The 15,297-nt window shown below is 69.7% G+C and carries 13 protein-coding genes; 7 read left to right on the top strand and 6 right to left on the bottom strand.

Translation table 11 applies throughout. From position 1 onward, the window contains the following. Together ABD154_RS06300 and ABD154_RS06295 are read right to left on the bottom strand one after the other, a co-directional pair. On the bottom strand, nucleotides 1-186 hold a 186-nt coding region (locus ABD154_RS06300), incomplete at its 3' end, for an NAD-binding protein (RefSeq protein ID WP_344250637.1). Then, a complete protein-coding gene (locus ABD154_RS06295; protein WP_137825789.1) occupies nucleotides 183-857 on the bottom strand; it encodes a potassium channel family protein in 675 nt (224 codons plus the stop codon). The genes ABD154_RS06295 and ABD154_RS06300, both read right to left, overlap by 4 nt. A gap of 137 nt (nucleotides 858-994) precedes the next feature. Between ABD154_RS06295 and ABD154_RS06290 the strand changes: the two genes are divergently transcribed. Both ABD154_RS06290 and ABD154_RS06285 read left to right on the top strand, forming a co-directional pair. Further along, complete coding sequence (locus tag ABD154_RS06290; protein ID WP_198498975.1) at nucleotides 995-2,914, top strand: APC family permease; 1,920 nt, start codon at nucleotides 995-997, stop codon at nucleotides 2,912-2,914. Then, nucleotides 2,911-4,275, top strand: coding sequence for a class I SAM-dependent RNA methyltransferase (locus ABD154_RS06285; protein WP_198498974.1), 1,365 nt, complete (start codon nucleotides 2,911-2,913; stop codon nucleotides 4,273-4,275). Before ABD154_RS06290 ends, ABD154_RS06285 begins: the two co-directional genes overlap by 4 nt. Before the next feature lie 45 nt (nucleotides 4,276-4,320). On the opposite strand, the gene ABD154_RS06280 is transcribed toward ABD154_RS06285, so the two are convergent. Beyond that, a complete protein-coding gene (locus ABD154_RS06280) occupies nucleotides 4,321-4,515 on the bottom strand; it encodes a hypothetical protein (protein ID WP_198498973.1) in 195 nt (64 codons plus the stop codon). A 284-nt stretch (nucleotides 4,516-4,799) separates the two neighbouring features. On the opposite strand from ABD154_RS06280, the gene acnA reads away from it, so the two are divergent. Beyond that, nucleotides 4,800-7,484, top strand: a complete 2,685-nt coding sequence (gene acnA, locus ABD154_RS06275; protein ID WP_211979152.1) for an aconitate hydratase AcnA — start codon at nucleotides 4,800-4,802, stop codon at nucleotides 7,482-7,484. 207 nt (nucleotides 7,485-7,691) lie between these two features. Beyond that, nucleotides 7,692-9,632, top strand: coding sequence for a 1-deoxy-D-xylulose-5-phosphate synthase (gene dxs / locus ABD154_RS06270; RefSeq protein ID WP_198498972.1), 1,941 nt, complete (start codon nucleotides 7,692-7,694; stop codon nucleotides 9,630-9,632). A 9-nt stretch (nucleotides 9,633-9,641) separates the two neighbouring features. Here dxs and ABD154_RS06265 read toward each other — a convergent pair whose 3' ends face one another. From ABD154_RS06265 to ABD154_RS06255, 3 genes are read right to left on the bottom strand one after another with little or no spacing between them, the layout of a single operon-like run. Continuing rightward, a complete protein-coding gene (locus tag ABD154_RS06265; protein ID WP_344250634.1) occupies nucleotides 9,642-10,169 on the bottom strand; it encodes a P-loop nucleotide/nucleoside kinase family protein in 528 nt (175 codons plus the stop codon). Continuing rightward, entirely contained in the window at nucleotides 10,166-11,338 is a 1,173-nt protein-coding gene (locus ABD154_RS06260) for an HRDC domain-containing protein (RefSeq protein ID WP_344250632.1), read from the bottom strand. Before ABD154_RS06260 ends, ABD154_RS06265 begins: the two co-directional genes overlap by 4 nt. Next, entirely contained in the window at nucleotides 11,335-11,949 is a 615-nt protein-coding gene (locus ABD154_RS06255; RefSeq protein ID WP_344250630.1) for a DUF3000 domain-containing protein, read from the bottom strand. The genes ABD154_RS06260 and ABD154_RS06255 overlap by 4 nt, the downstream gene beginning before the upstream one ends. A 135-nt stretch (nucleotides 11,950-12,084) precedes the next feature. Between ABD154_RS06255 and hemE the strand changes: the two genes are divergently transcribed. The 3 genes from hemE to hemQ are packed head-to-tail and all read left to right on the top strand — an operon-like array spanning nucleotide 12,085 to nucleotide 15,274. Then, nucleotides 12,085-13,143, top strand: a complete 1,059-nt coding sequence (gene hemE / locus ABD154_RS06250) for a uroporphyrinogen decarboxylase (RefSeq protein WP_344250628.1) — start codon at nucleotides 12,085-12,087, stop codon at nucleotides 13,141-13,143. After that, entirely contained in the window at nucleotides 13,140-14,567 is a 1,428-nt protein-coding gene (hemG, locus tag ABD154_RS06245) for a protoporphyrinogen oxidase (protein WP_344250626.1), read from the top strand. Before hemE ends, hemG begins: the two co-directional genes overlap by 4 nt. Further along, nucleotides 14,564-15,274, top strand: coding sequence for a hydrogen peroxide-dependent heme synthase (hemQ, locus tag ABD154_RS06240; RefSeq protein WP_344250624.1), 711 nt, complete (start codon nucleotides 14,564-14,566; stop codon nucleotides 15,272-15,274). The genes hemG and hemQ overlap by 4 nt, the downstream gene beginning before the upstream one ends. Nucleotides 15,275-15,297: the final 23 nt, after the last annotated feature.

Raw genomic sequence — 15,297 nt, 5'->3', positions numbered from 1 at the left:
GAGCTTCGCCTCTCCGAGGCCGGCGAGTTCGCACGCATCGGAGAGCAGCCACTGGGCGCCGGGGATCTTCTCGTGCGCGAGCGCCTCCTTGCTCTGGTCGATGAGGAGGACGGAGTGGTTCTTGTCGAGCAGCTCCCTGGCCACCGAACGGCCCACGGACCCGGCTCCGGCGATGACGACTCTCATTCTTCTTCCTCCCTGGAGGTCACGGGCTTGTCGAGGATGCGCGCGATCTCGTCGAGGCGGTCGACGGGGCACATGAGGTGGACGAGGTCGCCGTCCTGGAGGAGGAGGTCGTCGGTGGCGACGATGCCCTCCGAGAGTCGCGTGACATACGCGACGCGGGCCTGCGTGGCCTCCTCGATCTCCGCGATCGGACGGGCCACCCAGCTGGGATCGAGGTGCACCTCGGCGAGGACGAGGTTGCCCGAGGGCTCCCGGTACTCCGTGATCGACCCCTGCGGGACGAGTTTGCGCATCACCTGCTCGGCCGTCCACCGCACGGTCGGCACCGTCGGAATGCCGAGGCGCTCGAAGACCTGCGCCCGATCGGGATCGTAGATGCGGGCCGCGACATTGGGCACACCGAAGGTCTCCCGGGCGACACGCGCGGCGAGGATGTTGGAATTGTCTCCGCTCGAGACCGCGGCGAACGCGAACGCGTCGGCGGTGCGGGCCTGCGTGAGGGTCTCCCGGTCGAATCCGAGGCCGGTGATCGTCGATCCGGTGAAGTCCGGCCCGAGCTTGAGGAAGGCATCGGGGTCCCGGTCGACGACGGCGACGGAATGGCCGTTGGCATCAAGTGCCCTGGCCAGGGTCGCTCCGACTCGGCCGCAGCCCATGATGACGAAGTGCATGGTCATCCCTTCCGACATTTGCTCTACCATTGGTGCTCGTGGCCAGCAGTTTTTCTGATGCCGTCAAAAGACTACTCGTTGGACGGCCGTTCCGCAGTGAGGACAGGCGTGCCCCTGCGCTGAAGAAGCGCATCGCGATGCCCGTGTTCGCCTCGGACATGCTCTCCTCCGTGGCGTACGCCCCGGACGAGATCCTCCTGGCCCTGTCCCTGACGACTCTCGTCTCGATCACCGCCGCCCCGTGGATCGGCGCGGCCGTCGGCGCGGTCATCCTCGTCATCGTCGCGTGCTACCGCCTCAACGTGCGCGCCTACCCATCCGGAGGCGGCGACTACGAGGTCGCGTCGAAGAACCTCGGCCCTCGTGCCGGCCTCATCGTCGCCGCCGCCCTCCTCGTCGACTACGTCCTGACTCTGGCCGTGTCGATGACGGTCTTCGCCGCCTACATCACGACGGCGTTCCCCCTGCTCGCGCCCTACCGGGTGCCTGTTGCGATCGTCGGCATCCTCGTCATCTGCCTCGCGGGTCTGCGCGGGTCCCGGGCCACCCCGGTGCTCCTGGCGATCCCGACGTACCTCTTCCTCGGCGCGGTGTTCCTCACGATGATCGTCGGCCTCGTCCAGGTCGGACTCGGGGACATCCCGCAGGCGGAGACCGCGAACTACACGATCGTCCACGATGCGGTGACGGATCAGGCGACGCTCGGGCTCGCGACCGTGCTCATCGTCCTCCGCGCGTTCTCCTCCGGGTCGGTTGCCCTCGCCGGCGTCCAGACCGTGGCCACCGCGGTGCCGGCCTTCAAGAAGCCGCGCGGGAAGAACGCCGGCAACACGCTCGTCCTCTCCGGACTGCTCGCCGCCGTCATGCTCACCGGACTGACGTATCTCGCCTCGGTGACCGGAGTGAAGTACGTCGACGACCCGCACCTCTACCTCGTCCGCCCCGACGGCAGTCCCGTCTCGGCCGAATACGAGCAGGAGCCGGTCCTCGGGCAGCTCGCCCACACGATCTTCGCCGACACGCCCCTGATGTTCTTCCTCGTCGTCCTCGTCGCCGCCCTCGTCCTCATCGTCGCCGCGAACACCGCGGTCGAGGGCTTCCCGGGACTCGCCTCCCGGCTCGCCCGCGACGGCTTCCTGCCCCGGCAGCTCGCGACGAAGGGCGACAGGCTGACGTTCTCCAACGGCATCCTCCTCCTCGCCGTCGCCGCGATCGTCCTCGTCGTCGCGACGAACGCCTCGGCGACGACCCTCATCCAGCTCTACCTCGTCGGCGTCTTCGCGAGCTTCGTCGTCGGCCAGCTCGGCATGGTGCTCCACTGGAACAAGCGCCTGCGGCTCGTCATCGACCCCAAGGCGCGGATGCGGATGCGCTTCAACCGGGCGGTCAACACCGTCGGCTGCGTCATCGCCGCCGGTGTCCTCATCGTCGTCATCGTCTCGAAGTTCCTCGCCGGGGCGTGGATCGCGGTGGCGGCGATGGCCGGGCTCTTCCTCGTCATGGGTGCCATCCACCGCCACTATTCGCGGGTCGCGAGCGAACTCGCCCCCGAGGCCAACGTCGACTCGCGGACGATCCCGTCGAACACGCACGCGATCGTCGTCGTCAACGAGATCAACAAGCCGACCCTGCGGGCGCTGTCGTATGCGCGGGTGGCCCGGTCGACCCAGCTCGAAGCCGTCACCGTCGCCGTCGACGAGGAGGCGGCGGAGAAGCTGCAGAAGCGGTGGAACGAGATGGAGCTGCCCGTCCCGCTCACGGTCCTCGCCTCGCCCTACCGCGAACTCGTCCGCCCGCTCATCGCCCACGTCCTCGCGATCCGGCGGCGCTCACCGCGCGACCTCGTCATCGTCTACATCCCGCAGTACATCGTCGGACGCTGGTGGGAGCACCTTCTCCACAATCAGATCGCGATCAAGCTGCGCACCCGCCTGCTCCTCGTTCCCAACGTCGTCGTCGTCTCCGTCCCGTGGCGGCTGCGCTCGTACTCGCGCGCCCACAGCGGTGACGGCCCGGACTCGGAGGCCCCGCTCTACGGTCAGGTGCCGAAGCCATGACGTCCGGTTCGCTCGCCCCCGGTGACTCGGTCGAGCTGCGCATCGCCGGACCGGCCGCGGGTGGGACCTTCGTGGCCCGCCTCGACGGTCGCGTCGTCTTCGTCGCCGGCGCCCTGCCCGGTGAGCTGGTCCGCGCCCGGCTCACCGAGACCGGGAAGGTCCTGCGCGCCGAAGTCACCGAGGTGCTCGAGCCGTCGGTGCACCGCGTGCCCGACCGGCGCACCGGCTTCCTCGCCGAAACGGACGACGGGCTCTTCGGCGGCATGGAGTACGCCCACGTCGACCTCGCCCACTGCCGCGAACTCAAGGCCGAGGTCATCGCCGATCAGCTCTCCCGCATCGGCCGCATCGACCGGGACGTCGCCGTCACCGCCGCACCGGGGGAGGAGACCGGGCTCGAGTGGCGCACCCGCATCCAGCTCGCGGTGAGCGGCACCGGCGAGCTCGGGATGCTGCGCTCCCGCAGCCACGACGTCATCCCCGTCACCCGTGCCCCGCTCGCCGTGCCCGCGATCGCCGAGGCGGACCTGAGGTCCCTGCGCCTGCCCGGTGCCGAACGGGTGGAGTTCGCGTGGGCGGGCAGCACCGGCGCGGTCATCGTCCGCGGGGAGACCGACCGAGCCGGACTCGACGCACTCGCCGAGTCCCTGCCCGAGCAGTGGTCGATCCTCGCCGGCCCCGCTGCACCTGCCCGCCCCACGGGTCGGTCCGGTGCCGGTCGCGGTGGAAACGGCCGGGGCCAGGGGAGGGGAGGCCGCCGTCACCGGGGTGCGGGACGGTCGACCGCCTCGGCGCCGGTGCTCGAGGTCATCCGGGGGACCGACCATCTTCTCCAGACCGCGGCGGGACGGGACTTCCGCGTCGCCGCCGACGGCTTCTGGCAGGTGCACGCTCACGCGCCGGACGTCCTCACCGAGGCGGTGCGGGCGGCCGTGCCGGCCGATGCGCGCACGCTCACCGACCTCTACTGCGGGGTCGGGCTGCTCGGCATCACGGCCGCCGAGGCGACCGGGGCGAGGCTCTTCGGCGTCGAAGGAGTCGGTCCGGCTATCGAGAACGCCCGGATCAACGCCGCCGGCATCGACGCGCAGTTCGTCGCCGGTCGCGTCGATACGGCCGACTTCCCGAGCTCCGATGTCCTCCTCCTCGACCCGCCGCGCGCCGGCGCCGGGAAGGCGGTGACCGACCGGCTCATCGCCGACGGTCCCGAGACGATCGTCTACGTCTCGTGCGATGCCGGGACGCTCGCCCGCGATCTCGGGCAGCTGAGCGCCGGCGGCTACGCGATCGAGAGCCTCGTCGGTCACGACCTCTTCCCGCTCACCGCGCACGTCGAGACCGTCACGGTGCTCCGGCGCTGAGCAGACGGTGCTCACAGCGGCACCGAGCGACCGCCTCGGCGCGGTTCAGGCGATCCGGGTCCTCGCGGGCAGGAGGACGAGGACGATGAGGGCGAGGAAGGTCGTGAGGAAGCCGAGCAGGCCCCACCAGCCGGCGGAGCGGCCCTTCTCCTTCGCCAGCGCATTGCAGATGACGGCGAAGATGATGCCGACGAGGAGCGCGCCGAAGCCGAAGCCGGCGCCCAGTGTGAACGGGTCCATGGGGACTCCTTGACGTGGTCCGCGACAGGCGCGGAGATGGGTGATGTCCGCCTCCAGAATAGGATCGCGGACGTCCGCGGCGCTGTGGTGCCAACCGGAGACCGACGGGTGGAAAACCCGAGGCGGTGGGGTGTCGCGGTGGTGGTCAAGCGCGGTCGAATGCGCTAGAATTTATCTTGACGTCAAGATACTTTTGGAAACATTTGTGTCGCGTAAATCGGTGCGCGCGCAGGGCCGAACGCCCGGTTTCTTGGATGAGTGTCGAATGAAACAGGAGAATCACGATGAGCAACGTCGATACGTTCAAATCGAAGAGCACCCTGACCGTGGGCGATACGGACTACGAGATCTATCGCCTCGATCAGGTCGAGGGCTCGGAGAAGCTTCCCTTCAGCCTCAAGGTGCTGCTCGAGAACCTGCTGCGCACCGAAGACGGTGCCAACATCACCGAGGACCACATCAAGGCCCTCGCGAGCTGGGATCCGGGCGCCGATCCGAGCACGGAGATCCAGTTCACCCCCGCCCGCGTCGTCATGCAGGACTTCACCGGTGTGCCCTGCATCGTCGACCTCGCCACGATGCGCGAGAAGGTCGCCGAGCTCGGCGGAGACCCGGACAAGGTCAACCCGCTCGCCCCGGCCGAACTCGTCATCGACCACTCCGTCCAGATCGACTCGTTCGGCACCGCCGATTCGATCGAGCGCAACATGGACATCGAATACCAGCGCAACGGCGAGCGCTACCAGTTCCTCCGCTGGGGCCAGACCGCGTTCGACGACTTCAAGGTCGTTCCCCCCGGCATGGGCATCGTCCACCAGGTCAACATCGAATACCTCGCCCGCGTCGTCATGCCGCGTGAGGTCGGCGGGGTGCTGCGCGCCTACCCCGACACGCTCGTCGGCACCGACTCGCACACGACGATGGTCAACGGCCTCGGCGTCCTCGGCTGGGGCGTCGGCGGCATCGAGGCCGAGGCGGCCATGCTCGGCCAGCCCGTCTCGATGCTCATCCCCCGCGTCGTCGGCTTCAAGCTCACCGGGGAGATCCCCTCGGGCGTGACCGCCACCGACGTCGTCCTCACGATCACCGACATGCTCCGCCAGCACGGTGTCGTCGGCAAGTTCGTCGAGTTCTACGGTGAGGGCGTGGCCTCGGTGCCGCTGGCCAACCGTGCGACGATCGGCAACATGAGCCCCGAGTTCGGCTCAACCGCCGCGATCTTCCCGATCGACGACGTGACGATCGACTACCTCAAGCTCACGGGTCGCTCGCCCGAGCAGATCCAGCTCGTCGAGGACTACGCGAAGACCCAGGGACTCTGGCACGATCCGGCCAACGAGGTCGCCTACTCCGAGTACCTCGAGCTCGACCTCTCCACCGTCGTGCCCTCGATCTCGGGTCCGAAGCGCCCGCAGGACCGCATCGAGCTCTCCGACGCCAAGAGCCAGTTCGCCAAGGACATCCACAACTACGCCGCTCCCGGCGAGGAGTCGAAGTCGGCTCCCGTGTCGACCGGCGACGGACGGAACTTCGAACTTGCCAACGGCGCCGTGGCGATCGCCTCGATCACCTCGTGCACGAACACCTCGAACCCCTCGGTCATGCTCGCCGCGGGTCTGCTCGCCCGCAACGCCCGGGAGCGCGGACTCAACTCGAAGCCGTGGGTGAAGACGTCGATCGCCCCGGGCTCGAAGGTCGTCACCGACTACTACACGAAGGCCGGGCTCATCGAGGACCTCGAGGCGCTCAACTTCTTCGTCGTCGGCTACGGCTGCACGACGTGCATCGGCAACTCGGGCCCCCTCGATGCCGAGATCTCCGAGAGCATCCAGGACAACGACCTCGCCGTCACCGCGGTGCTCTCGGGCAACCGCAACTTCGAGGGCCGCATCAGCCCCGATGTGAAGATGAACTACCTCGCCTCGCCGCCGCTCGTCATCGCCTACGCGCTGGCCGGGACGATGGACTTCGACTTCGAGAACCAGCCCCTGGGCCAAGACAAGGACGGCGTCGACGTCTACCTCAAGGATCTCTGGCCCTCGCCGGAAGAGGTCCAGGCGGTCATCGACTCCTCGATCTCGACCGATATGTTCGACACCGAGTACGGGCGGATCTTCGACGGCGACGAGCGCTGGCAGGCGCTGCAGACGCCCGAGGGCGCGATCTTCGAATGGGACGAGAAGTCGACCTACGTGCGCAAGCCGAACTACTTCGACGGCATGACGCTCGAGACCGTGCCGGTCACCGACATCGAGGGCGCCCGGGTGCTCGCGAAGCTCGGCGACTCGGTGACGACCGACCACATCTCGCCCGCCGGCTCCTTCAAGGCCGACACCCCGGCCGGCAAGTACCTCATCGACCACGGCGTCGAGCGCAAGGACTTCAACTCCTACGGCTCGCGCCGCGGCAACCACGAGGTGATGATCCGCGGCACGTTCGCGAACATCCGCCTGGCCAACCAGCTCCTCGACGGCGTCCAGGGCGGCTTCACGCGTGACTTCACGCAGGAGGGCGCCCCGCAGACGACGATCTACGACGCGTCGGTCAACTACCAGAATGCCGGCATTCCGCTCGTCGTCCTCGGCGGCAAGGAGTACGGTTCGGGATCCTCGCGCGACTGGGCGGCCAAGGGCACGAAGCTGCTCGGCGTCCGCGCGGTCATCGCCGAGAGCTTCGAACGCATCCACCGCTCGAACCTCATCGGCATGGGCGTCCTCCCGCTCCAGTTCCCCGCCGGAGAGTCCGCGGACTCGCTGGGCCTCGACGGCACCGAGACGTTCTCGATCTCCGGTGTCACCGAGCTCAACGAGGGCACCACCCCGAAGACAGTCAAGGTCACCGCGACGAAGGACGACGGCACGACCGTCGACTTCGACGCCGTGGTCCGCATCGACACCCCGGGTGAGGCCGACTACTACCGCAACGGCGGCATCCTGCAGTACGTGCTGCGGCAGCTCGCGACGGCCTGATCTGTCCGCTGGCAGCGTCCCCCGTCCCGACTCCTTCCCGGAGTCGTGACGGGGGACGTTCGCGTCGAGAGCTGTGACCGACGGAACATCCTCACCCACAAGCTGGGTTGCGGCTTGGGAACGCGCTAAAATGTTCCGAGTGGAAACAGCCGTACCCTCGGCGGACGATGCGCATCGTCCGTCGTCACATCCCAAAAGCGAGGCCGCATGACATTCCTTGAGTCGATCGAGAGTCCTGCGGATCTGCGCGGACTCGATGCGGCCGAGTGCGAGGTGCTCGCGAAGGAGATCCGGGACTTCCTCGTCACCACGGTCGCCGGCACGGGAGGCCATCTCGGCCCCAACCTCGGCGTCGTCGAACTCACGATGGGACTGCACCGGGTCTTCGACTCCCCGCGCGACACGATCCTCTTCGACGTCGGCCACCAGACGTACGTCCACAAGCTGCTCACCGGCCGGATGGCCGACTTCGGCACGCTGCGCCAGCGGCACGGCCTCTCCGGGTACCCGAGCCGTGCCGAGAGCGACCACGACGTCATCGAGAACTCCCACGCCTCGGCGTCCCTGTCGTGGGCCGACGGCATCGCCAAGGCCCACCAGCTCAAGGGGGAGAGCGACCGCCACGTCGTCGCCGTCATCGGCGACGGGGCCCTGACCGGCGGCATGGCCTGGGAGGCGCTCAACACGATCGCCGCCGACACCTCGACGCCGCCGCGCAAGCTCATCATCGTCGTCAACGACAACGGGCGCTCCTACGCCCCGACCGTCGGCGGATTCGCCGCCCACCTCGACGACCTGCGGACGATGACGAGCTACGAGAAGCTCCTCTCGTGGGGCAAGTCGACGCTCCAGCAGTCCGGTGCACCCGGCCGCGCCGCCTACTCCGCGATCCACGGCGTCAAGCGCGGCCTCAAGGACATGGTCAGCGCCGAGCAGACGGGCATGTTCGACGAACTCGGCATCAAATACCTCGGCCCCGTCGACGGTCACGACCTCGCCGGCGTCGAGAAGGCCCTGGCCCGGGCCAAGCAGTACGAGGGCGGTCCCGTCATCGTCCATATGATCACGCAGAAGGGGCAGGGCTACGACCCGGCCGTCAACGACGACGCCGACCAGTTCCACTCCGTCGGGGTCATCGATCCCGTGACCGGCCGCTCGACCCCGTCGAAGCAGACCTCGTGGACCTCCGTCTTCGGTGACGAGGTCCTCGAGATCGCCCGCGACCGCGACGACGTCGTCGCCGTCACCGCCGCGATGCTCCTGCCGGTGGGACTCGCGAAGTTCGCCGAAACCTACCCCGAGCGCGTCTTCGACGTCGGGATCGCCGAACAGCACGCCGTCACCTCGGCGGCGGGACTCGCGTACGGCGGACTCCACCCCATCGTCTGCATCTACGCGACGTTCCTCAACCGCGCCTTCGACCAGATCCTCATGGACGTCGCCCTCCACGGACAGGGCGTGACCTTTGTCCTCGACCGGGCCGGCATCACCGGACCCGACGGGGCGAGCCACCACGGGGTGTGGGACATGGCGATGCTGCGCATCGTCCCCGGCCTCCAGCTCGCCGCCCCCCGCGACGGCGCCCGGCTGACCGAGGAGCTGCGCGAAGCCGTCGCCGTCTCCGACGCCCCCACCGTCATCCGCTTCCCCCGCGGCAGCGTCGGCGCCGACGTGCCCGCGGTGCGTCGGACCACAGGCGGCGTCGACGTCCTCCGCGAGATCCCCGAGGGCGAACCCAAGGACGTCCTCATCGTCTCCGTCGGCCCCTTCGCCTCCCGCGCCCATGAGGTCGCCGAGGCGCTGGCCGCCGAGGGCATCACCGCGACGATCATCGACCCCCGCTGGGTCCTGCCGGTGCCCACCGACGTCATCGACCTCGCGATGGAGCACTCCCAGGTCGCCGTCATCGAGGACGGGGTGCGCCTCGGCGGCATCGGCTCCCGCATCCGCAGCGACCTGCGGGCCGCGGACTCCCGGATCGGCGTCGTCGAACTCGGGGCCCCGGACGAATTCCTGCCCCAGGGCACCCGCGACGAGATCCTCGAATACGTCGGTCTCGACGTCGATTCGATGGTCGCCGAGATCGTCAACATCCTCCCCGCCGAGGTGCGCAGCCGTGCAGAACGGGGCACCCGCCGAGGCGCGTGAGCCGACCCGCTAGATCTCGGCGAGGGCGCTCGGCCACTTCCGGGCGATCCAGTCGCCCCAGTCCGCTGCGGCCTGCGGTCCGAAATCGCCGGCGACCTCGGCCGGGGTGGGCTCTTCGAGCAGAGTGCGCCACTCATCGAGCGCGTCCTGCGTGACCGGCCATGCGGTGCTGTCGCTCCTGCCGCGCTCCGCGACGCGCGCCGCCTGCTGCGCGGGATCGATGGCGAGGTACTCCGTGCGGGCCCGGGCCCCGACGGTCCCGGCGAGCCAGCTCAGCGCGATCCGCTCGTCACGGGTCCACAGTCCGAAGTCGAGGACGACGGAGGCCCCGGCGCGTAGGATCTCGACGGCCGTGGTGATGAGTCGGCCTTCGACGACGGTGCGCATTCCGTCGGCCTCCGGGTCGCCGAAGAGCGGCCGCATCCACTCATCGGGGGTCAGCCGCACCGCAGGCAGCGCCGCCGCGAGCTCCTTGGCCCGCGTCGTCTTCCCGGCCCCGACCTGCCCGACCATGAGGACGAGCTCGGGTGCGCTCACGGCAGCGGAAGCGCTGCGAGCGCGGCTGTCAGCGCGGGAGTCGTCAGCTCGACCTGCCACGGCCGCGCCCCGTGCTCGGTGAGGAACTCCGCGGCGTCGGTGCGGCCCGAGGCCGCGAGCGACTTGACGATCGCCGGCTGGAGCAGCACCTCGTGGGGCATCGTCTGTGCCGCGGCCACCTCGGCGACAGCGGTCCGCAGGGCGGCGGTGCGCTCCTTGAGCTCCGTGTGGCTGAACGGCGAACGCGGCAGGCTGCTCCGCTCCCGCTTCGGCGGCAGCTCCTCCGGGGTCAGCTGTCCGGCCCGGCGCAGCGCGCGGAAGAGCCGCACCGACTCCGTGCGGGAGAGCCTGGGCCAGCGGTCGAGGATGTCGTCGCTCGAGCGCACCCGCGCCCGTGCGAGATCGATGAGCTCACGGTCGCGGAGCACCTTCGACGGGGCGAGATCGGTCTCGGCGGCCATCGCATCCCGGGCCTCCCAGAGGGCGCGCACCTTCGCGAGCTCCGCCCGGGACCCCAGCTTCGCGACGCCGCTCGTGCGGCGCCACGGCTCGGCGTGGACCTTCGGCTTGAACGACAGCAGGTGTGCGAACTCCTGCTGCGCGAACTCCCACTTGCCCGCCTGCCGCAGCTCCTCGGCGAGGATGTCGCGGATCGGCACGAGCACCTCGACATCGAGGGCGGCGTAGTTGAGCCATTCCTCCGGCAGGGGGCGCGTCGACCAGTCCGCCGCGGAGTGCTCCTTGGCCAACCGGATCCCCAGGGTGGCCTCGGCGACCGCGGCGAGGCCGAACTTCTCCCACCCGAGGAGGCGGGCGGCGAGTTCGGTGTCGAAGAGGGCGGCGGGCACCATGCCCCGCTCCTGGAGGCACGGCAGATCCTGGGTGACGGAGTGAATGACCCACTCATCGGAGCCGAGCGCGGGATTGAGCGAGGAGAGGTCGCCGAGGACCTCGGAGTCGAGGAGGAACGTGCCCGCACCCTCGCGGCGCAGCTGGACGAGGAAGGCGCGCTGGCCGTAGCGGATGCCCGAGGCGCGTTCGGCGTCGATGGCGATCGGCCCGGTCACCGCTGACAGCGCGGCGGCGGCATCGGCGAGTCCGGCGGGAGTGTCGGTGAGCGGGGGGACCCCGTGGGCGGGGGCGGTCAGGAGCGGTGGTTCGGTAGTCATCGACGGCGCCCGGGCAGGGCTGATACTCCTTCAGGCAGAGGCGGCAGTCCGGCGACTGTGCACAGCAGATCGATCCACGCCTCGAGGTGGTTGCCGATCTCATCGGGGCTGCCGATGATCGGGGTCCACGAGGCGCGCAGCTCCAAGTCTATCGTCGCCGGCCTCGTCGCCAGGGTGCCGAAGCTCTCCGAGAGCACCCGCGTCGTCGTCCCGCCCGCCGCGACGACCTCGCAGTCATTGGATTCGAGCGCGTCCTCGAGCCATGACCAGGCGACATGGCCGAGCATCGTCTCATTGCCGAGTTCGTGTTCGAGCTCCGCCCGGATGTACGACACGATCCGGAACTTGCCTTCCCATTCCGCGGGGGACTCGGGATCGAAGAGGACGACGATGCGTCCGGTCGCAAGCTCCTCGATGGACTCCCCGCTCGCGGAGAGGAAGGTCTCATCGGCGGTGACCTCGGCGCCGAGGGCGTACGAGTACGGCGCGAGCTTCGCCGGCGCGGGGATCTCCGAGATCGAGACGTTGTTCGTGTTCCGCGCTTCGCGCAGGACCGCTGTCACGGCGGAGAACTCCGCCGGAATCCGGTTGAGAGGTGAGGTGTTGACCACACTGGTCACGATAGAACAGCGGATGCTGTGGGGGAATCATCCACGCCGCGCAGGCGGCGAAGAATCCGCAAGACGCGCCGTCTTGAAACCGTTCCCGGTTGGGCGTGCGGGGTCCGGGAATGGGAGGATGGGCCCATGACCTCAACCTTGCTCGCCGCTCTCCGGGGAGAGCCTGTCGACCACACCCCCGTCTGGTTCATGCGTCAGGCCGGGCGGTCGCTGCCCGAGTACCGTGAGCTGCGCCAGGGCACCTCGATGCTCGCCTCGTGCCGCGACCCGGAACTCGTCACGGAGATCACGCTGCAGCCGGTGCGCCGGCACGGAGTCGACGCCGCGATCTTCTTCTCCGACATCGTCGTGCCGCTCCAGGCCGCCGGGGTCGACGTCGAGATCGTCGCCGGACGCGGCCCCGTCCTCGCCTCGCCGATCCGCTCGCGCGCCGATGTCGAGGCGCTGCCGGAGCTCGACCCCGCCGACATCCCCGACATCGCCGAATCGATCGGGCGCATCACCGCCGAACTCGGGGAGGCGACGCCGCTCATCGGGTTCGCCGGCGCCCCGTTCACTCTCGCGAGCTATCTCATCGAGGGCGGCCCGAGCAAGAACCATGAGAAGACGAAGTCGCTGATGATCTCCGACCCGGAGACGTTCTCCCGGCTGCTGGCGAAGCTCGCCCGCATCTCCGCGACGTTCATCGACGTCCAGCTGTCCGCCGGGGCCAGTGCCTTCCAGCTCTTCGACTCGTGGGCGGGCTACCTCAGCCGCCGCGACTACGTCGACCACGTCCTCGAGCACTCGACCGCGGTGTTCTCCGCCCTTTCCGCCCACGAGGTCCCGAGCATCCACTTCGGCGTCCAGACCGGTGAGCTGCTCTCCTCGATGGCCGATGCCGGGTCGAGTGCGATGGGCGTCGACTTCCGTGTCGACCTCGCCGATGCCGCGACCCGAGTGCGCCCCGGCCAGGCCCTCCAGGGCAACCTCGACCCGGCGCTGCTCTTCGCTCCGTGGGAGGCCCTGTCCCCGCGGATCGAGGACATCGTCCGCGCCGGTCTCGCCCACGATGCGGGCTTCGTCTTCAACCTCGGTCACGGCGTCCTGCCCGACACCGACCCGGAGGTGCCCGGTCGGATCGTCGCCGAGGTGCACCGTCTCTCGCAGCAGATCATCGCCGAGGAGGCGGCAGGCACCCGATGAGCAGGATGACGATCGTCGGCGGGGGCATCTCCGGGCTCGCCGTCGCTCACCGCCTTGCCGCCTCACACGAGGTCACCGTGCTCGAGGCGGGCGACCGCCTCGGCGGATGCCTGAAGTCGACGACGCTCGGCGGTCACGTCGGGGTCGGTCTCGACCTCGGCGCCGAGGCGAGCCTCGTCCGCCGTCCCGAGACCCGGGAGCTCGCCGCCGAACTCGGCCTCGACCTCGAGTTCCCCTCGCCCCACCACTCCTCGCAGGTGCTCGCCGCCGGTCGCCTCCAGGCGATCCCGAAGCGCACGATCATGGGCGTGCCCGGTGACCCCGAGGTCGTCCGCGACCTCCTCGGCGACGCCGCCACCGCGCGCATCGCCGCCGAAGTCCTCACCCCCGCGCTGGCCGACGCCGACACCTCGGTGGGGGAGTTCCTCGCCGCCCGCCTCGGCGACGACCTCGTCGACACCCTCGTCGATCCGCTGCTCAGCGGGGTCTATGCCGGGCGGTGCCGCGACCTGTCCTTGGCCGCCACGGTGCCCGCGCTCCTGCCCGCGGCCGCCGCAGGCACCTCGGTGCTCGACCTCGTCACCGCCCTGCTCGACGCCCGCGACGAACAGGCCGCGACAACTGATGCCGCCGCACCGGTGTTCATGTCCCACGTCGGCGGCATCAGCCGCCTCATCCCCGCCCTCGAGTCGGCGATCACCGCGGCCGGCGGGCAGATCCGCACGAACTCCCCGGTCACCGCCGTGGAGCGGCGCGACGACGGGACCTGGACGGTGACGACACCGGACGGTGCGCACACCGCCGACACCGTCATCCTCGCCACGCCCGCCCCGGTCACGGCCGGACTGCTCGCCGAGGCGGCCCCCGGTCCCGCTCGCCGGCTCCGTGCGGTGCCCTACGCCTCGACCGCGCTCGTCGTCGCCCTCCTCGACCTCGGCGACGGGCCGCTGACGGGCTCGGGATTCCTCGTGCCGGCGACGGCGGACACGTTCATCAAGGCCTCGACGTTCGCGTCGAACAAATGGCCGTGGCTCGCCGACCGCCTCCCCGAGGGCACCGCGCTCATCCGGATGAGCGTCGGACGCTTCGGCGACGCCCCCGGCACGTGGCAGGAGCTCGACGACACGGCGCTGCGCGACCGCGCCTTCGCCGACTGGCAGGAGATCACCGGACGCACGGGCGATCGGATCATCGTCAGCCAGGTGCAGCGCTGGGACGATGCGCTGCCGCAGTACCTGCCGGGCCACCTCGGCGCGATGGCGGACCTCGACGCCGAGATCGGGACGATCCCCGGCCTCGAACTCGTCGGCTCGACGTACGCCGGAGTCGGCATCCCCGCCTGCCTCGCCCGCGCCGAGACCGTTGCGCAGAGGCTGAGCCGGCCAGCAGACCACCACCCAACCGAGACGAAGGAGACGCTGTGAGCGACTACACGCAACCCACCGAGGAACAGATCGAGCAGGCCAACCAGGAGATCCGCTACATCGCGTACTCGGTCTTCGCCGCCGCCGGTGAGCTCGGCGACGCCGACCGGGCGCCGCTGGCCGCCGAGATCGACGAGGCGCTCGCCCCGCTCATCGACCAGGGACTCGTCGTCCGCGGCGTCTACGACGTCTCCGCCCTGCGGGCCGACGCCGACGTCATGTTCTGGTACCACGCCCCGACGATCGAGCTCATCCAGGCTGCGTACTCGGCGATCCGCCGGACCCTGCTCGGCGGGATCCTCGAACCCGTGTGGTCGGTCGTCGGACTCCACCGCCCCGCCGAGTTCAACAAGGCCCACCTGCCGGCCCTCCTCACCGACGACCAGCCCGGCTCCTACATCTGCGTCTACCCGTTCGTCCGGTCCTACGACTGGTACCTCCTCGACCCTGCCGAGCGGTCGACGATGCTGCGCGACCACGGGATCGCGGCGGCCGGCTACAAGGACATCAAGGCGAACACGATCTCGGCCTTCGCCCTCGGCGACTACGAATGGCTGCTCTCCTTCGAGGCCGAGGAGCTCCACCGCATCGTCGACCTCATGCGCGACCTGCGCAACACCGAGGCGCGGCGGCACGTGCGCGAGGAGATCCCGTTCTACACGGGACCGCGCCGCGAGCTCGTCGACATCATCACCGACTGGCGCTGAGCACCGCGGACGCGCATGAGGCC

It is taken from the genome of Brevibacterium sanguinis (genome assembly GCF_039528855.1).
Lineage (GTDB): Bacteria > Actinomycetota > Actinomycetes > Actinomycetales > Brevibacteriaceae > Brevibacterium > Brevibacterium sanguinis.
Note: the sequence above shows the minus strand (reverse complement) of the source record. Positions and strands in the feature narration are given on the sequence as shown.